The sequence below is a fragment of the Streptosporangium sp. H16 genome (assembly GCF_051918855.1).
GTDB lineage: Bacteria > Actinomycetota > Actinomycetes > Streptosporangiales > Streptosporangiaceae > Streptosporangium.
Genome location: NZ_JBPXMD010000019.1, coordinates 172,420 through 189,988, shown reverse-complemented (window position 1 = coordinate 189,988; position 17,569 = coordinate 172,420). Strand labels below are relative to the sequence as shown.

The following is a 17,569-nucleotide window of genomic DNA, read 5'->3' as shown; positions in this document are numbered from 1 at the left end:
CCGCGCCCGCACCCGGATATGTTCCCCCTCATCTGCCACAGACTCCACGACCAGCGGCAATAAGCCCGAGAACACGACACTCACCAGCTCGTCGACATCACCCATGACTCACCGTGACGCAGGAGACGTTCCGTCACCACCGAATCTGCGACAGAGCCGAAAGAGAGACAGAGCCGTTTGATTGACAGACCCGTGGGGAAAAGTCACCGCACCAGGCGTGATCGATGGGCATGCCGCTGGCAAGGAGGGCGAACCCTTCCACGTACGTCAGATCGCGGCGCTTGGCCAGCGTGGCGGCATTCGCGTAACACATCCCCGGCCTACCGGCAGCCCACGTGCTGGGGTAGACCGCTGGAGTGCAGATGAGACCGAACTCGAGGATGAGGTGGTACTTCATCGGATACTTCAGACGCGGATCATCGTGGTAGATCGCGGCGCACGCACCCAGCTGACGACGAAGGAGCTCGTCTGCTTCGGTCACCTGCGCTCCTGGGGCTTGGCGGTTTCCCGTGATCATCTCCGGCTGTCGACCCATCGTGGTGAAGGTTTCGACAGTTCGTCAAATGATACGAAACAGGAGGAAAGCCTCACCGGCATCTCTGGTGGCAGCCCCGGCAGAGCGCGAACTCGCGAGCGATTCGGGGCCTTCACCGTCGCGATGAGAGGGGGCGGCAGATCCGCAGGTGTGCATTAATGCAACTACAACGTGCCTGACCTGCGTGTCACCGTGGAAGCATGCAGGGCGATGTGCCGGAGGTACGCGTCGTTGACGGACGCGTGGTCACCGCGCCCGGGATCGGGCCGGTAGCGATGGTCTGGCTCCCACGAGACGGACAGGTCATCGCGAAAATCCCCGCGATGACAGACGATCGGCGGTGGCTGCACCAGATTGTGGGCATCCGTTCCCCGCACCTCGCCTCGCGGTTCATGTGCACCGGCTGCATGAGCGCGCGAGCACGCGTCTGGGACCACTGCCACACCCACGAGTTCGTCCGCGCGCCGCTGTGCAACCCCTGCAACACCCGCCACTGGAGCGGATGGCAACCCCAGCACGGCCGAGCCCCCCGCAGCCGCAACATCGACACCAGCTACTACCGCTGGTGCCCCTTCTACGGCGAGGAGCAGCTCGGGAAGTGCAGCGCATAGCCTGCTCACAGGAACGGATTGTCCAGGCGCCGACCTCGCTTCGATGCGGCGATCTTCGCCACCGTCAACGCGATCTTGGACTCAACATCCTGCGCCCTGACCGGCGGATGACACCGGGGAGCGGCCGGTAACACCGGGAGCCGACCGACGTCGCACCCGGCTCTACACCGGCCGCCCAAGGGTGGCTCTCCCCGTCGGATCCTCGTTTCGGACCGCGTGGTCGTCGTGGTGGCCCGTAAGGCGGTCGGCGATTGCGGCGGTCAAGGCCACGGGGCGAGCGCAGCGAGAACCCCGGGGCCTTGAGGGCCGCGGAGCCGACCGCCATACTTCGGGCCGCGACGACCACCCCCAGACCCCGGGTGAAGGTGGCCGACAGCCCCCGTTTGGCCCAGCGCAGCGCCCTGCCCAAAAGGGGTCCCGGTAGTAATCGCGGAAAATCCAACGGATATGAGTCTGACCTGCACGGATGGGGCTTGGCCCGCCGTCCCGTGATCGTTTTTCTCAAGGAGTCTCCGCAGATCAACAGCAACATCGTTGGATTCGCGGCCGTTACTACCGAGACTCCTATGAGCGCCGCGGCGACGAACGCGAAGCCGAGGATGACAGCGACCCGAACAGTGATGAGCATGTGAGTTCCCAAGCGTCGGGCGAGGCCTGGTGACCCCGCGACGGCCTACATCATGAGCGATTCCAGAGTTAACGTCCCCGTGCAGGTCACATGGGGTACGGCGGTGTCTGCGCTTTGAGGATCGCAACCCCCATGGGTGTCACGATGGCGATCCGGTCGGGATGTCACCCCGCCGGTCTCCGTCGTCGGCGAGAGCGTCGGCAGCAAGCCTGCAGCGGGGCGTTTAGATTGATCCTTATGGACGAGCGCGGCGGGTACGGGACGCGAGACGTCCCGGGCCTGCACGAGGCGCTGGCCACGATCGCCGCCGCGGCGCTAGAGGTAGCGTGCCCGTCAGCCGCCAGTGAGAGGTGCCGCCGGGCATCTTCTTCAACAAACAACGGAGTCCTTGCGTGAGTCTTGTGCCGCCCTATCGGCCGACCGGTGTTCTCTTCGGCGCCGCGTACTACGCCGAGTACCACCTCAGCGACCGGGTCAAGCAGGACCTGGACCTGATGAAGCAGGCCGGGTTCACAGTGATCCGGGTGGGCGAGTCGGTCTGGTCGAGCTGGGAGCCGGAAGAAGGGCGCTTCGAGCTGGAGTGGCTGCTACCGGTGCTGGACAGTGCCTATGAACGCGGCATCAAGGTCATCCTGGGCACGCCCACCTACGCCGTGCCGCCGTGGCTTCAGCAGGCCTACCCCGAGATCGCCGCCGAGCGAGCGACAGGGAATTCGATTCCTTGGGGGGCCCGTCAAGAGGTCGACTACTCGCATCCGGCGTTCCTGTTCCACGCGGAGCGAGTGATCCGCAAGGTGGTGGGCCGCTACGCCGACCACCCGAGCGTCATCGGCTACCAGGTCGACAATGAGCCGGGCCTGGAGCTGTTTCACAACCGCGGGGCGTTCATCCGCTTCGTGCGCCGGCTGAAGGTGCAGTACGGCGATGTGGACACGCTCAACCGGGAGTGGGGCCTGACGTACTGGTCCCACCGGATCGCCGACTGGTCCGAGCTGTGGCGCCCCGACGGCAACAGCCTGCCGCAGTACGACCTGGCCTGGCGGCGGTACCAGTCGGAACTGACCACCGAGTTCATCTCGTGGCAGTCCGACATTGTGCGTGAGTACGCGCACGAGGACCAGTTCGTGACCACCTGCATCAACTACCCGCGCAAGGCGCACGACGACCTGAAGCTCTCCGCAGCGCTCAGCGTGACCGCCGGCAACCCCTACTACTCCATGCAGGACCACCTGGATGTGACCAAGGAACTGGCCCCGCAGACGGAATGGACCACCACGGGCGTCGCCGGCTTGTTCCGGCAGGCCGACCGCCTATTCTCCTCGCGGCAGGAACGCTTCCTGGTCACCGAGACGAACGCGCAGAGCATCGACGGCAGCGCCAACAACCTGCCCCCGTGGCCTGGTCAGCTGCAGCAGGCGGCCTTCGCCCTCATCAGCCGCGGCGCCGCCATGATCGAATACTGGCATTGGCACACCATTCCCTACGGGGCGGAGACCTACTGGGGTGGTGTGCTCCCGCACTCCTTGCAGCCGGGTCGTGTGTACCAGGAAGTGTCCGCCATCGGTGCCGCGCTCGAGAAGATCGGCGACGCTCTGGACGGTTTCGAGCCCGACGGTGACGTGGCATTGCTGTGGTCGAACGACACGCGGTGGGCATTCCAGTTCTTCCCGCCGCTGAGCGTGGCCGGCCGCCCCGACCCGGCATCCTACGAGCGCATCTTCGACGCCTTCCACCGCGGCGTCATCGATGCGGGCGCGCAGGCGCGCATCCTGCACGCCCAGCAGGCCGTCGAACTCGGCGCAGCCGAGCTGGCGAAGCGTTACCCGGTGCTGATCGCACCCGCCTTCTATGTGGCGGCCGACCGCGAGCTTGAACTGCTGCGCGACTATGCGGCAGCCGGCGGGCACCTCATCATCGGCATCCGCACCGGCTACGGCGACCACGAGGCCCGCGCGCGCGTCGATGTCGCCCCCGCGGTCCTGCGAGAGCCCGCCGGAGTGCACTACGAGGAATTCTCCAACATCGATGAGCCGATCCCGGTCACCGGCCGCGGTGATTTTTCTTCCCCCGCGACCGCGGCGGCCACCTGCTGGATCGACGGCCTCATCCCGGAGGAGGCCGAACCGATCGCCGAATACATCCACCCGCGCTTCGGCGCCTTCCCTGCCGCAGTGACACGAGCCCACGGGTCTGGTCGCATCACCACGGTCGGAACCGTCCCGGACCCGACCCTGTCTGCGGCAGTGATCGCCTGGGCGCTACCGGCGGCGGTCGCCGACGAGCTCGCCCCGTCGCGCGCACTGCCCGTCACGATCTCGTCGGGAACCCTTCCGGACGGCAGACGTGCCTGGTTCCTCTTCAACTGGAGCTGGGACGAGACCTCCGTCACGATCCTCCGGCCCACCACCGACCCGGTGGCCGGCACCGCCCACGAGGCCGGGGCCGCCCTCTCCATCCCCGCATGGTCCACGCGGATCCTGCTCGACGGCTGAGTCCGCCCAGGTCAACGAAGCTCCGACACCATCACCCACGAGAAGAAGAGGAGTCTCGGTAGTAACGGCCGCGAATCCAACGATGTTGCTGTTGATCTGCGGAGACTCCTTGAGAAAAACGATCACGGGACGGCGGGCCAAGCCCCATCCGTGCAGGTCAGACTCATATCCGTTGGATTTTCCGCGATTACTACCGGGACCCCCAAAACGGGCAGGCTCCAGACCGGTTACCTCATCCGATCCGGCCCTCCCTTCACCCTGGTTAACCAGGGAAAACGCGAAATCAAGGGGGGCGCGCCGCGCGGTATCGGGCATCTGGCCCTGACAGCTCCCCGGCTTCGCGGCGGATCGCGCGGGCGGCGGCGTTGAGGCGTTCGGCTTCGGTGTTCGTTCCGGCGAGCACCAGGACGGCGGCGAGCTCGTCGTGGATGTCGTCGCGGTAGCCGGTGCGCACCGTGGCCCAGTCGGCCAGCAGTGCACCGAGGGTGTCGGTGGCGTCGCGTCCGGCGTGCACGTGCCCGCCGCGGCTCCACGTTCGCAGCGCCTCGGTGCGGTCGCCGTCGCGCCATTGGGCCAGGGCCTGGCGCTCGATCGGGTCGCGCTGGCGCCGGTTCTCCTCCAGGAGGAGGCCGTCGACTTGGCGGTGGAGGGCGGCGAAGGTGCCGCCGACGCCGATCGCGCGCAGCTGCAACGGGTCGCCGATCGCCACCACCTTCGTGCCGGTACGGTGCGCCTCGCCCAAGACCACGGCCAGGTCGCGGTCGTCGACCATCGCGGCCTCGTCGATGACCAAGACGTCGACGCCGTCCAGGCCGCGGCCGCCGGGGCCCTCGGGGTCGGTGATGCGCTGCATCCAGGTGGCGAGGGTGTGCGCGCCGATGCCGGACTCGGCGGTCAGGTTCGCGGCCGCCACCGCCACGGTCGCAGCGTCGGCCACCACCAGGCCGCGGCTTTCCCACCCAGCCCGCGCGGCGGCCATCAGCATGGTCTTGCCCGCGCCCGGGACGCCGATGAGCGCATCAACGCCGTGGCCGTCGCCGAGCAGGCGATCCAGGGCGGCGCGCTGGGCGGCGGAGAAGGTGAGGTCGTGGGCGACCTCGAAGGCCTCTCGCGACAACGCGATCGCCGCGGTGTCCAGGACGGCGGCGCCTTCGTCGTAGCGCTGCCGGGTGAGGTGCAGGACCTGCTGCTCAGCTTCGAGGATGTCGAGGGAGGTGTAGCGGGCGGAGTTCACCAGATGTCGCGCCCCGGCCTCAGCCAGGCGCACGACGGGCTCGTGGGTCAGCACCGCATCCGTCAGCGCCCGCAGGTCGGCCAGATCGGCGACACCATCGGGGCAGGCGTCGGCGACGGCGGCCAGGACATCGGCGTGGCTGACGGCCTTGGTGTGCGCGGTCAGCCCGCCGGCGGGGCGCCAGATCCACTCCGCGATCTGCTGCGGGCTGGGCCGGGGCGGGAGGCCTTCGCCGGGGTGGACGCACCGGGCCAGCGTGCTGGTGGCGTCGATGCCGTCGGCGGCGCACTGGGCGTGCCAGTCACCGCGCCGGTCCCCGTCCAGCAGCCGGTGCTTGGTCTGGCGGCTGGTGGCGCCGGCCACCTTGCGCGCGTGCGGGTGCGTCTCGTCGTAGGTGAGGCCGTGCTCGGCGAGCAGTTCCTTGATCTGGCCGTCGCGTTTGGAAAAGCGGGTGCGCATCTCCTCGTCGATGCCGACGACCTCCCACGCGCCGGTGTGCGCGTCGCGTTCCCAGCGCAGCCCGAGGTCGGCGGTAGACCGGCGCCGGAGGCGGGCTTTGAGGAAGGCGTCGGCGGCGTGGGCGTGGCGGTGCAGGTCCTTACCGCCGGCCGCGATGGCCGACCATTTGCCGTCGACTCCGCGCACCAGGTTGGCGATCTGGACGTGGGCGTGCAGGTGCGGATCGGGGACCTGGCCGTCGACGGGGCGGGCGGTCTGGTGCCACATCACCCGCCCCAGCAGGCCACCGGTGGGCGCGCGGTCGGCGAGCCGGCCGTCGCCCTGGTGGCCGCGCTGGCCGTAGGCGACCCATCCCTGCACCGCGCCGACGGTTTCGAGGACCGAGGCGGTGAACAGCTCGTCGACGACGGCGGAGACCGTCGGGTCGCCCAGGCCGTTCAGCACGCTGACGCTTTTGGTGACGTCCAGGGTGAGGTCATATCCGCGGTTGCCGATGCGCACCCGCGCTGCGCGCCAGCGTCGCGCCTGGGCCAGTTGCTCGGTGTCGTAGACGGCCGCCAGGTCCAGCCCGGCGGCCTTGGTCAGCTTGCGCGCGTCGTCGTAGGGGATCACGTAGGCCTCGCCCTTGCGCCGCACCCCGCGCTGCAGCCGCACCGCGCGCTTGGCCATTTCCTCGTTGCCGGCCACCAGGGCGGCGACGTCGGCGACGCCGCGCTCAGCCGCGGCCTTCTCCAGCGCATCGGCCAGCGGGCCGCCGGCCAGCATCGCGCGCGGGTCGACGGCCCGTTTCGCCTCCATCAACACCTGGCGGGTGTGCGGGTGGCGGCCGTCCATGATGGCGCGGGCCGAATCGTGCCGCTCGTCGGCTTCTGCGGCGCTCGGTGGTGGGAGCGCTCTGGCAGGGTGGAGTGCCGTGAGTACCAACGAGCAGCATCTGGTTCCGGCCTCGCGTCGCCGCGGCGGTCTGGCCGCCACCCGCGGTGGCCACCAAGAGAGCGAGCGGTCGTTTTTCTGCTGGATCTACCAGCGCGCCGAGCGTGAGGGTGGGTGCCGACGGGCTGGTATTTACTCGAGCGCGCGCCGGGCGGCAAGGGCCGCCACATCCGCCTCGGATTGTACTGCAGCGTCGCCTGCCTGGTGCGCGCGGGCGAGATGTTGGAGGCCGGGGCGGCCGAGCACGCGGCCCGGATGGACCTGCCCACCGAGGAAGACCGGCGCCGCGAACGCGCCCGCGTCGTCGACATCGCCCAGACGTTGCTGTCGGGCGGGCTGACGATCCGCCAGGCCGCCGAAAGCCTGAACGTGGAGACCTTCACCCTGAAGGCGTGGCTGAAGGAAGCCGGCATCCAGATCAGCCCAGCCGCAGCCGCGCCGGTGACGGCGTGCTCGTCAGGGTCGTCGGGGTCGCCGGGCGGGGTGGGTTCGGGGGAGCGTCATCCGGTGAGCGTGCTGAACGAGCTGACCCAGCAGGGCCGCATCGAAGCGGTCACCTGGACGGTGGAATCGGCCGGCCCGTCGCACGCGCCGACCTTCACCGCGACCGCCGCCACCCGCCTGCTCGCCACGAACACGCCGGTGCGCGGCCAGGGCAGCGGAGCCAGTAAGGCGGCCGCGCGGGCAGCGGCCGCCGCAGCGCTGCTGGCCCACCTCGATGCTGGGTAAGGGCCGACAGCCGACGAGCGGGGTTCATTGGCCAGGATCAACGCCGCTCATGTGTACGGGGTGACGGCTTCGTTGACAACAAGCCGTATTGCGGCCGCCCTCCCTTTTAGCGATTTGGAGCCTTGGGCAGGAAGGGGCCGTCGGCCCCCTTCAGCTTCGTGGTCACCGTGGCGGCCGCAGGGGCTTTGATGGAGACATTGCGTCCCCAGCCCGTGTAGCGGATCTCCGCACGCTTCTTGTTGCCAAAGGAGCTGTAGGTGGTCAGCCGGTGGGGCAGGCCTGAGGCGCTCACGACCAGCTTCCAGCGCACGACCGCCTTGTTGTTGACGCCCCACCATATGGTGGTGCGCGCCCAGGGCGAGAGCTTGATGAGCTCCTTAAGAGTGATCTCTCCAGCGTAGGTGTTGCCGCTGCGCTTGGATTTGGCGAGCATCATCTTCAGGGTGCCCGGGTCGGCGGCGTTGATGAGCTCGCCCAGCATGGCCGAGCGGCCGGAGGTCCATCCGGGTGACTGCTTCCACCAGACCTTGCCCTTCGGCATGAGGGTTCCGACGATGAACCCCCGGACGTAGGAGGTCCTGCCGATCCTGATGGTCTGCTCGGGATCCCTCATGAAGGAGAGATCCTCTTTGTCATCGGTGTCGAAGGAGTCTTTGGGAGGTTCGTCCTCGACGTAGAGCCTCGCCGTGATGTCGGAGGCAACGATCCCGCCCCTGCCGTACTGCAGCAGGCCCTTGCGTTCGAAGAACGATTTGTCACCGGCTCGCGTGGCGGATCGTTCGGTGTAGGAGACGCCCCGACCCTGAGCGAGCTGCTTGGCCAGTGCCTTAACCGGATCTGCGGGGACAGCCTGAGCGGGGGTGGCGGTCATGACGGTAGCAAGCAACATGGTGAATGCGACCGCAAGCGTTTTCTGCATGTGACGAGATCTTGGTCTACGCCGATCACGCCCATGTTTCGATTCGGGGTGTCGGTAAGACTCGTGCAGCCAGGCACAGGGGATCAAGTTCGCCCAGGTCGACATCATCGTCGTCGCCGAACTCCTCGGCCACGCCCGACTCGACACCACCCGCCGCTACACCCTGCTCACCCACGCCGATCTCGAAAACGCCGTCAGCCACCTCCCCACCGACCAGTAGGGCACCGCTGAACTGGGCGGACTCAATCGCGTGTACCTGGCTGCACGAGTCTTACCGACAACCCGATATTCAGACTCTGTTGATCGAAGCTCGATCCCAGCATCGATCCGGGGGTGGGTCTAAATCCGTCTAAGTTCCGTCTTAGATTTGGATGTATCGTGCGCGCCGGCAAAGCCCGGCCGGCGGCCCGTGGATGATGCGATGGATGGTGGAACGGCCGACGCTGTACTCGGTGGCCAGATCCGCCAGCGACACCTCGCCCTCGGCGTAGCGGCGGCTAATGGAACGCCGCGCCGGCTCAGGGTACATCAGAGCCTCCATCAATGCCGGACGGGTTCAAGTGTTGGTGTAGTCGATGCGCCGGTAGTCGGTCGAAGAGCAAGCGCGTCACCATGCAAACATTCATCGACGCGGTGGTCTCGCTCTGCAACACCGCGCAGATCGATGTGCTCACCCGGGTCGGCATCCTCGCGCATCAGCAGTTGCGCGAGGATGCCGAGGGCGACACCGGCGCCGATTGACCTCGGGCGGCCGTGCTCAGAGCGCGGTGCCGCCCGAAGCGTCGATGATCTGGCCGGTCACCCAGCGCCCCTCGTTGGAGGCGAGGAAGGCGATAATGCTTGCCACGTCCTCCGGCTCGCCGAGCCGGCCGAGGGCGACGCGGGCCACCTGTTGCGCCGCGAGTTCCTCGTTGTCCCGCAGGTATTGGCTGTTCCTGGTCATGACGATGCCGGGTGATACCGAGTTGACGGTGATCCCGCGCGGGCCGAGGTCCGACGCCAGATCAAGGGTGAACGTGTTCAGCGCCGCTTTGCTGACGCCGTAGGCAAGCAGTTCCGGGCTGGCGACGGTGGCCGCGAGGCTGGAAATGTTGATGATCCGGCCGCCGTCGCGCAGTCGCGGCAACGCGAGCTTCGTGATGAAGAACGGCGCCTTCACATTCACCGCGATCACCTGGTCGAACTCCTCCTCGGAAAGGTCGGCCAGCCGGGCGAAGCTGCCCTTGGCGGCGTTGTGGACGAGGATGTCGAGCTTCCCGTCGGGCACGTACTCCTTGCCCGCCTCATCGAAGGCGTCCCAGAAGCGAGCCGCGTCACCGTGAGTGCCCAGCTCCGTGTGCACGGTGAAGGCGCGCCCGCCGTCCTTGTGGATGCGCTCTACCGTGTCGCGGGCCGCCGACTCGTCGTGGCCGTAGCCGACCCCGACGATTGCCCCGTCGCGGGCGAACCGTTCGACGGTCGCCCGGCCGATGCCATGACTGCCGCCGGTAACGAGGGCGACTTTGTCCTGCAGGGCTCCTGACATGACTGCTCCTTTGTTGAATGATCGCTCAAGAGAAAATGTACCCCATTCTTGAGCGATCGACCAAAAAGTTGCCGGGCCACTCTTGAGCGATCGATCTAGAATGGGGACATGGACACACCAGAAGCGCGGCGGGGCCGGCCGCCGACCTTCGACCGGGCGGCGGCGCTGGCTGCCGCCACGCGCCTGTTCTGGGAGAACGGGTACGAGGCGACCTCGATCAACGACCTGACCCGGGAGATGAACATCCGGCCCGGCAGCCTCTACGCGGCGTTCGGGGACAAGAGGTCTCTGTTCAACGAAGTCATCGAGGCGTACGGCCGCTCCCCGGCCGGAGAGTTCATCTGGGCCGCCATGGCGAGGGAGCCCACGGCCTTCGATGCTTTCCGCCGCATCCTGCTCGATGCGGCGGCGATGTACACCGACCCCGAGACACCGGCCGGAAACCTGCTTTGCAGCGCGGCCGCGGCCGACGTCGATGTCGCCGTTTACATGCGCGACCTGCGCAACGCCAACGTCGATACCTTCGAGAAGCGCTTGACGACCGCCCAGCAAGAGGGCGAAATACCGGCGACAGCCGACCCCCGGAAGCTGGCCGCGTACTTCACCGCCGTCATGCACGGCATGTCCCAGCGTGCACGGGACGGCGCCACGGCGGCGGAACTCACCGACACCGCGGATCTGGCCATGGCCGCCTGGCCAGTGCCCTGACCGGTGCCCACTCGCCGAACCGGTACGTTGCGGAGTCGCAGACCTCGAGGCGCGACCGCGATCCGCACGGGGACTACGTCGACCGAGGCGATCCTGTACTTGATTCACCCGCGCCGCCTCACACCCGACGTATCAAGCGATGCTGAAGAAAGCCGACATCCAGATCAGCCCGGCCGCAGCCGCGCCGGTGATGTTGGGGCGGGCTCGGGTGAGCGTCATCCGGCGAGCGTGTTGAACGAACAAACCCAGCAGGGCCGCATCGAGGCGGTCACCTGGGAGGTGGAGTCGACTGGCCCGTCGCACGCGTCGGCCTTCACCGCATCAGCCGCCACCCGCCTGCTCGCCACGAACACACCGGTCCGCGGCGAAGGGAGTGGGGCCGGTAAGACGGCCACTCGGGCGGCGGCCGCGACCGCGCCGGCCCGCCTCGGTACTCCATAAGGGGTGACAGTCAGCGAGCTGGGCTCCAGGATGGGGCGGGTCTGCAAGGTCGTGGATGTCTTGCGCGTCACGGCGAAGGGGGTGAGGCGTGCACGAGCTGAGAAAGCTGTTGGAGGAGGTCGCCCGCGGGACCTTCCCCGATGCTGATGGCGTGGTGGAGTTCGTGGACCAGCCCAGTGCGCGCGACTGCGGGGTCATCGCCTTCACCGCGCACAGCGTGGTGTTCGCCGATGTCGATCGCGAATGGATGCGCGGCCTGCTGCCCGCCGACGACGTGTCCGCCCCGCTGAACCCGCCGTTCCTGCGCGCCCTGGAGAAGCGGACCGGGCGCCGGGTGGACAACCTGGACCTGCTCGCCGTCGCCGGCGCGCTGACCGGCCCGCCCCCGCTGCCTCTGGTCGAGATCACCGGCATCGACCACCCCCGCGTACGCCGTGCCCTCCGGCATCGCGACGGGGTACGAGCATGGCAGGTCGACGGAGGAGTCGTGCTGCTTGGACAGGGGGTGGCGGGCCGCTGGGAGATCGCCATCGAGGTCGAGGACGCCCACCGCGGCCAAGGCCTCGGTAGACAACTCGCGCGAGCGGGACGCCACCTCCTCGATGCCGGGCAGGCGGTGTGGGCACAGATGGCGCCGGGCAACGCCGCCAGCGTACGGGCCTTCCTGTCTGCGGGTTTTCTTCCGGTCGGCGCCGAGGCCCTGCTCATCCATCAACCGACAACGAGCACTTCCCCGGACGCACCGAACCACCGCGCCGATGGCTTGGCCGGCGGTGCGCTCCGGGCTTGAGCGCGCGCGGTCAGGAGATGGGTCGGATGCGCGAGTGTTGCGCCAGGAACCAGTCGGTGGCGATGTCCAAGGAGAAGACTCGGGCGAGGGCGTCGAGGTCCGCGCCCTCGATCCAGATGGCGCTGAATCCCAGCTGCCACAGGTCCGGATCAGCGTCGAGCCCTTCGGTGAAGAGAGTCGAGACCAGAAGGTCGTGCAGGTAGGTCGGTGACTGCATGGCCGCCTCTCGAAGGAGGGGGCGTCTCGCGAGACGCCCCCTCCTGGTGGAGGGTGGATTACGGGGTACCGGGCCTGATTCTGACGTAGAAGGCGTTGGAGGGGTTGTTCCGCACTCCTCCTTCGCGGGTTCCCCTGATGAACACGCGATAGCGGGCGTAGAAGGCCCCAGGTCACGACCGGCGGCCTGGTTGCGGGGTCCGCTCGTGTTCGGGTCCTGCGCCGCGACCGCAGGGGGCGCGGACGGCTCCTCCCCCGGCCGGACGTCACCGACCTTGAACGTCCGCAAGGTGAGGCCCCCGAGAACTCGTTCTCTCGACCGGGGCGGGGTGTACTTGATCACGGTTTGGTGTCGTGCGGTCGGCCGATCTTGACGTGGGAGCACCCATAAGACGTTATTAGAACGTATGTTCCCATCTGTGTAGGAGGTCCTCGTGCGCCACCCACTGGTTCGCCGATTAGCCGCTCACTGCGGCGCCGCCGGCCTGCTGACCAGCCTGCTCACCGGCCTGCTCACCGTCGCGGCCCCCGCCGCCTCGGCGGCCGACAGCACGACCGACCTCGGGGTGATCTTCGACTCCCACACCGCCGACCTGGCCGTCGGCGGCGGCCGGGTGTTCGTCGCCGCCGACGACCGGATCATCGTGGCCGACACCGGCGGAAACCTCACCGGCGGCGTCGTCACCGGCCTGTCCGGCGTCCGCGAGCTGGCCATGAACGCGGACGACACCCGCCTGTACGCGGCACTCACCGGCTCGAACGAGGTGGCCGAGATCGACACCGCGAGCCTCGCCGTCACCCGGCGGATCGACCTATCGGCCCACCCGTGCCCGCACACCCTGGCGTTGCTGGGCGAGCGGCTGTGGGTGGGGCACGGGTGCGACGACGGCCATGGCGGCGTCGTCGGCCTGGATCTGGGCGCGGCCGCACCGGCGCCGGTGGCGGTCGGGGGCGAGCACTTGAGCGCTCCCGTGCTCGCGGCCGCCGGCGACACGCTCGTGGTCGGACGGACCGGCCTGCACCACGCCGACATGCTGGTCTACGACGTCGGCGGCGGCACCCCGGAACCGCGCGGCACGATCGACGGCGAGGAGTGGCGCATGAACCACCTGCGCGACCTCGCCCTGACCTCCGACGGCACCACCCTGTTCGCCGCGGCCGACACCCCCGGGCACTTCACCAGGTACGACACCACGACCCTGGCGGCGACCGGCACCTACGGCGACGACTGGGACGGGTATCCGTCGGCCGTGGCGCTCGGCGCGGGCGGCGCCTACGTCGCCGCGGGACGCCAGTGGGGCAGCACCGACCTCACGCTCTACGACGCCGCGACCGGCGCGGCGATGTTCGCGGCCGACCAGCCGGACGCCGAACTGCTCCCGGACGGCGTCGCGTTCTCCGGCCCGGACGTCTTCGTGCTGCTGCGGAGCTCCGCGGGCCGGCTGCTGCTGTGGCGGGTGACGGGCGTCGCGCTGCCGGCGTCCACCCTGACGGTGACGGCCCCGGCGCGCGTGTTCTTCGGCTCGCCGGTCACCGTCGAGGGGCGGCTCACCCGCACCGACGGCAAGGCGCTCGGGCTCAAGCCGCTCACGGTGACCCGGCGCCCGATCGACGGGACGAAAGAGCCGATCACCGGCGTGACGACGCAGAAGAACGGCACGTTCACCTTCCAGGACACGCCGCCGGACGTCGGTGAGGTGACCTACCTGGTGTTCTGGGACGGCGACGACCGCTACCGCCGAAGCAGCGCCTCTGTCACCGTGACGGTCAGGCACGTGTCCACCCTCACCATGGACGGACCGAAATCAGGCGTCGTCGGCACGGCCATGGAGCTGACCGGCGTGCTGACGGCGGGTGGCGAGCCGCCCTCGCCGGGGGCCACGCTCACCGTGCAGCGCGACGTGTACGTCGACAACGTCAGCGCTGGAAGCGTCAAGCTGCCGCCGGTGAGCGTGAACGCCGACGGCACGTACACGTTCACCGACACGCCCGCCATCGCCGGCAGGTACAGCTACCTCGCGTTGTGGTCGGGGGAGGCCACGGCCGGGCCGGCCAAGGCCACTTATCAGATCCTGGTCGAGTGACCTGACGGCCGTGCCCGGCCATCAGGCCGGGCACGGTCATCCACAGCTAAAGCCCCGGCTTCTACAACACCTTCGTCAGCGCAGCTCAGCCGGCCTGAGCCAAAAAGGACGGAGCATGCGTTCCCGAAAAGGCCGGGCGTCCCGTCGGACGCCCGGCCCGCTACCGGCCCTCTCCCGTGAGACCGGTCGCTCAGAGCTCGCAGTTCTCCTCCGTCTCGCCGGTGCAGGTGTCGATGTTGGCACCGCCGTCGGTCGTGTCGTTGCCGCCACGGCCGTGCAGGAAGTCGTCGCCGGTGCCGCCGACGAGGACGTCGCGGCCGCTGCCGCCCCAGAGGGTGTCGTTGCCGGCCGAGCCGAAGATCTCGGTGAACCGGTTGACGGTGTCGTTGTTGACGATGTCGTGGCCCTGGCGCATGTTGACCATGATCGTGCCGGCGTTCTTGCAGCTGACTCCGCCGGAAATCGGCTGGCAGTCGCTGTCGCTGGAGGTGACGCCCGCCCCGGTCACCTTGATGGCTCCGCCGGTGCCCTCGGCCAGGGTGATCAGGTCGGATCCGGTCGTGCCGGTGACCGACAGCCCGCCGAGGCTCACGGTCACGGTGATCGGCGCGGCCGCCTGGGCGGGAGCGGACAGGGACACCATGCCGGCTAAACCGGCGATGGTGAGGGCGAGGGCGGCGATGTGACGACGCATTTCATTCAGTCCTTCGATTCGGTGATCCCGGCCCCCATCGGGCCGATGACCCAAGGAAAGCGCCTCGCCCCCCTCCGGTCTGTGCCGAAATGCGCGCCCGGTACCGGCCCAAATACCTACTGACCGATCGCCTCCCACGCGCCGGAAGAGGCTCAGTCCGCATAGGCCCAAAACCCACATTCGATCGTGCATGGGATCGCATTCCCGCTGCTCGGAGGGTTGAAGGGAAGGCGCGGGAACGCGCCGGACGGATCGAGCCCCATGTATCGAATAAAGGATCGTTATCACGTACATCGCCGACATCATGGCGCCATTGACCGGCAGCGGCGCGAAGACGGCAGCCGCGCGACCCGGGCACATTGTTCAGTACCAGTTAAGAGGCCCGCTCGCCGCTTGTGTCGCGGGCTTGCGTGAAAATTTCAGTCTCGACGTGCGCGGATGTCTGCCCGCGCCTTCGGCGCTGGTCGGTCCGGCCTGCCCGGTCTTATGGTGACAATCTCGAACCTCCGGCCTCCCGCGAGAGGGACACCATGGCACTCAGCGTTCGTCATCCTGCCCGGGTTCTGCGCCTTGTCCTCGTCATCGCCCTGACGCTGACCGCCGGCGCGGCGCTGTTCGCTCCCACCGCCCTCGCCGCCACCTATCGCTCGGCCACCTCCTCGGGCTGGGGCCCCAGCCCGGATGCGGGAAAGAGGGCCGCCGAAGGCAACGCCCGCACCGCGCTGAACCAGCAGGCCGCCGCGGCGGGCGAAGTCTGCTCGGGTGTGTCCGTCACCACCAGGCACCTCTACACCGCGCCCGACGGTTCGGCGTGGATCTATGAGGCGACCGCTTCGGGCAATTGTGTGGTCCCGCTGCCCATGTCGCCGCTGTCGCGCACCGAGACCCGTTAGGGCGGCGGCACGAGCCCATACGGGGTGCCACCGAAACACGGCAGCACACGGGATTGATACTGGTGGGCTCGTCTATTCAACTGTCGCGAGTTGTCGTTCCCATGGGCCTGATGGTGACGTTTCGTGTTCGTCGATGCCGCCCCCGTGGCGGTGGTTGATTCCCGGGCCACCGCCGGCGGAACGAGTCACGCGCCGCCGCAACCGACTTCACGGCGGCAAATTGACCTGCGTTCAGCACCGTCTCGTGGCCAGGAGTTCACGTCCGCGCTCCGGCGTGATCAGGCGGGCGGCCCGGGGATCGGCCAGCAGGGCGATCGGTGCGAGATGGTCCTCATGCAGCGGCCGCCAGTGGATGAGGGCGTCACGCAGGCGCGGCCATGCCTCGTCACCGGCGTCGAGAGCGGCGTACGCGGCCGCGTCGAACTCCGGGTTGCCGAAGCAGAGCCGAAATCCCGGCTCTTTTTGCCGTTCCTGATAACGGCCGAGCAAGTGCTTGACCCGTTGTGGACCGCGGTCCCACAAGGACTGGGCGGTGGAGCCGGAGCCGAAGCGGCGGGCCCGCTTGTGCGCGGCGAACAGCAGCGGCAGGGCCTGCGCGGTGAACAGGTCCTCGTCGAGGGTCCACGACCGGGTGTCGCCGTGGGTGAGCAGCCGGTGGAACGGATCGTCGTCCTCCTCCCTCAACAAGGTCCGCATCTGGAAGTGCAGGAACGAGGCACGGTCACGGCCGAAACGCGCGGCCTGCGCAAAGACGGCCAGCGGTCGCTCCACCTCGCCGCGCAGGCTCGCCAGCCGAGCATCCTCGACCATGACGTCCCACTCACGCTGGGTTTCGCATGAGGGGCGGTCGAGGGCGTGGAATCCGGTGTAGAAGCCGTGCATCTTCTCGTAGAACGAGCCATGCCGCTCGGGACCCATGGCCGTCCACGAGAACACGTCGTAAGCCGCCCATTCACCGCGCTCGTCGACGTCGCCCGGGTCGAGGTAGACAACACCGGCGTCCGCCTCCAGAGAGATCAGCAACGATCGTGCCGCCGCGGGCTCTGCGTCCTCCTCATCCCCGTCGGCATAGGCATCAGCCCACATCGGCTCCAGATCGGTCAACCAGCCGATCTCCTCGGTGCCGCGTAGGCTCCAGACGAAGTTGCCCGCGTGTCGCCAGCCGTTGGTGACCAGTAAGAACTCCCGGAATGATGGGGGCAGAACGCATCCTAGACGCGACTCCAGGGCGCGTACCTCGTCCTCGGTGGCGGGCGAGCACCCGAGCCAGGGCTCGCCGTCCGGCTCCTCGTCGGGGTGGGCGATGCGCCATTCCTCGCTCCAGCGCTGAAGGAACTGCTTCCATGCATGACGGTCCACGGCGGGCTCCTACGGCGTCGCATTATTTGGTCCCGCGAATTCCATCAGGCGCCACCGACATCGCCGGTGCCGGGAACAGCGGAACAGCCATCGGCGATGAGAAAAATCTTGCTGCTTGTTGTGGCCGTAAGCTGGTCGAACGCGAAAGAGCCCGGCGTTCAGGGCGCGCTGACGCCAGAGCACGGCCCCGGGAAACACCGGCCCGACATCCTGCATGGCCTTCCGCGACCTGCGACGCAGCGGCTGACCGCCGGTGGCTGTTCCGCTGTTCCTCAGCCCCGTACCCGGCTGGTGGCCGCTGTACGACGAGCGACCGCGT

The 17,569-nt window shown here is 68.3% G+C and carries 17 protein-coding genes; 8 read left to right on the top strand and 9 right to left on the bottom strand.

What is annotated here, in order from left to right; all coding sequences use genetic code 11:
* Window positions 1-133 precede the first annotated feature (133 nt).
* Window positions 134-481, bottom strand: coding sequence for a hypothetical protein (locus ACTOQ2_RS28690; protein WP_440103723.1), 348 nt, complete (start codon window positions 479-481; stop codon window positions 134-136).
* Between the two features lie 377 nt (window positions 482-858).
* Between ACTOQ2_RS28690 and ACTOQ2_RS28685 the strand changes: the two genes are divergently transcribed.
* Both ACTOQ2_RS28685 and ACTOQ2_RS28680 read left to right on the top strand, forming a co-directional pair.
* Window positions 859-1,146 carry an endonuclease domain-containing protein gene (locus ACTOQ2_RS28685; protein WP_440103722.1) on the top strand — a complete coding sequence of 96 codons (288 nt, stop codon included), beginning with the start codon at window positions 859-861 and terminating at the stop codon, window positions 1,144-1,146.
* 1,020 nt (window positions 1,147-2,166) lie between these two features.
* Window positions 2,167-4,266, top strand: coding sequence for a beta-galactosidase (locus tag ACTOQ2_RS28680; RefSeq protein ID WP_440103721.1), 2,100 nt, complete (start codon window positions 2,167-2,169; stop codon window positions 4,264-4,266).
* 283 nt (window positions 4,267-4,549) lie between these two features.
* Here ACTOQ2_RS28680 and mobF read toward each other — a convergent pair whose 3' ends face one another.
* Entirely contained in the window at window positions 4,550-6,934 is a 2,385-nt protein-coding gene (gene mobF / locus ACTOQ2_RS28675) for a MobF family relaxase (RefSeq protein ID WP_440103719.1), read from the bottom strand.
* A 72-nt stretch (window positions 6,935-7,006) separates the two neighbouring features.
* On the opposite strand from mobF, the gene ACTOQ2_RS28670 reads away from it, so the two are divergent.
* Entirely contained in the window at window positions 7,007-7,621 is a 615-nt protein-coding gene (locus tag ACTOQ2_RS28670; protein WP_440103718.1) for a putative dsRNA-binding protein, read from the top strand.
* Between the two features lie 106 nt (window positions 7,622-7,727).
* Here the strand turns inward: ACTOQ2_RS28670 and ACTOQ2_RS28665 are convergent, their stop codons facing one another.
* The 3 genes from ACTOQ2_RS28665 to ACTOQ2_RS28655 form a co-directional block, all read right to left on the bottom strand.
* A complete protein-coding gene (locus ACTOQ2_RS28665) occupies window positions 7,728-8,540 on the bottom strand; it encodes a hypothetical protein (protein ID WP_440103716.1) in 813 nt (270 codons plus the stop codon).
* Between the two features lie 25 nt (window positions 8,541-8,565).
* Window positions 8,566-8,742, bottom strand: coding sequence for a hypothetical protein (locus ACTOQ2_RS28660; protein WP_440103714.1), 177 nt, complete (start codon window positions 8,740-8,742; stop codon window positions 8,566-8,568).
* 159 nt (window positions 8,743-8,901) lie between these two features.
* On the bottom strand, window positions 8,902-9,069 hold the full coding sequence (locus ACTOQ2_RS28655; RefSeq protein ID WP_440103712.1) for a hypothetical protein: 168 nt from the start codon (window positions 9,067-9,069) through the stop codon (window positions 8,902-8,904).
* An 83-nt stretch (window positions 9,070-9,152) separates the two neighbouring features.
* Here ACTOQ2_RS28655 and ACTOQ2_RS28650 point away from each other — a divergent pair, with 83 nt between their 5' ends.
* The gene (locus tag ACTOQ2_RS28650) at window positions 9,153-9,281 is read left to right on the top strand and encodes a hypothetical protein (RefSeq protein WP_440103710.1); all 129 of its coding nucleotides are present in this window, start codon (window positions 9,153-9,155) and stop codon (window positions 9,279-9,281) included.
* A gap of 16 nt (window positions 9,282-9,297) precedes the next feature.
* Here the strand turns inward: ACTOQ2_RS28650 and ACTOQ2_RS28645 are convergent, their stop codons facing one another.
* Window positions 9,298-10,065 carry an SDR family NAD(P)-dependent oxidoreductase gene (locus tag ACTOQ2_RS28645; RefSeq protein WP_440103708.1) on the bottom strand — a complete coding sequence of 256 codons (768 nt, stop codon included), beginning with the start codon at window positions 10,063-10,065 and terminating at the stop codon, window positions 9,298-9,300.
* Between the two features lie 108 nt (window positions 10,066-10,173).
* On the opposite strand from ACTOQ2_RS28645, the gene ACTOQ2_RS28640 reads away from it, so the two are divergent.
* Window positions 10,174-10,773 carry a TetR/AcrR family transcriptional regulator gene (locus ACTOQ2_RS28640; RefSeq protein WP_440103706.1) on the top strand — a complete coding sequence of 200 codons (600 nt, stop codon included), beginning with the start codon at window positions 10,174-10,176 and terminating at the stop codon, window positions 10,771-10,773.
* Between the two features lie 529 nt (window positions 10,774-11,302).
* The gene (locus tag ACTOQ2_RS28635) at window positions 11,303-12,004 is read left to right on the top strand and encodes a GNAT family N-acetyltransferase (RefSeq protein ID WP_440103705.1); all 702 of its coding nucleotides are present in this window, start codon (window positions 11,303-11,305) and stop codon (window positions 12,002-12,004) included.
* Window positions 12,005-12,014: 10 nt separating this feature from the next.
* Here ACTOQ2_RS28635 and ACTOQ2_RS28630 read toward each other — a convergent pair whose 3' ends face one another.
* Window positions 12,015-12,221, bottom strand: coding sequence for a hypothetical protein (locus tag ACTOQ2_RS28630; protein WP_440103703.1), 207 nt, complete (start codon window positions 12,219-12,221; stop codon window positions 12,015-12,017).
* A 433-nt stretch (window positions 12,222-12,654) separates the two neighbouring features.
* On the opposite strand from ACTOQ2_RS28630, the gene ACTOQ2_RS28625 reads away from it, so the two are divergent.
* A complete protein-coding gene (locus tag ACTOQ2_RS28625; protein WP_440103701.1) occupies window positions 12,655-14,304 on the top strand; it encodes a hypothetical protein in 1,650 nt (549 codons plus the stop codon).
* A 190-nt stretch (window positions 14,305-14,494) separates the two neighbouring features.
* Here ACTOQ2_RS28625 and ACTOQ2_RS28620 read toward each other — a convergent pair whose 3' ends face one another.
* The gene (locus ACTOQ2_RS28620) at window positions 14,495-14,998 is read right to left on the bottom strand and encodes a hypothetical protein (RefSeq protein WP_440103699.1); all 504 of its coding nucleotides are present in this window, start codon (window positions 14,996-14,998) and stop codon (window positions 14,495-14,497) included.
* A 530-nt stretch (window positions 14,999-15,528) separates the two neighbouring features.
* On the opposite strand from ACTOQ2_RS28620, the gene ACTOQ2_RS28615 reads away from it, so the two are divergent.
* Window positions 15,529-15,891 (top strand): hypothetical protein, encoded by a 363-nt coding sequence (locus ACTOQ2_RS28615; protein WP_440103697.1) that lies wholly within the window; start codon window positions 15,529-15,531, stop codon window positions 15,889-15,891.
* Between the two features lie 231 nt (window positions 15,892-16,122).
* On the opposite strand, the gene ACTOQ2_RS28610 is transcribed toward ACTOQ2_RS28615, so the two are convergent.
* Window positions 16,123-17,250: an SMI1/KNR4 family protein gene (locus ACTOQ2_RS28610; RefSeq protein ID WP_440103695.1), complete on the bottom strand. Its 1,128-nt coding sequence runs from the start codon at window positions 17,248-17,250 to the stop codon at window positions 16,123-16,125.
* Window positions 17,251-17,569 lie beyond the last annotated feature (319 nt).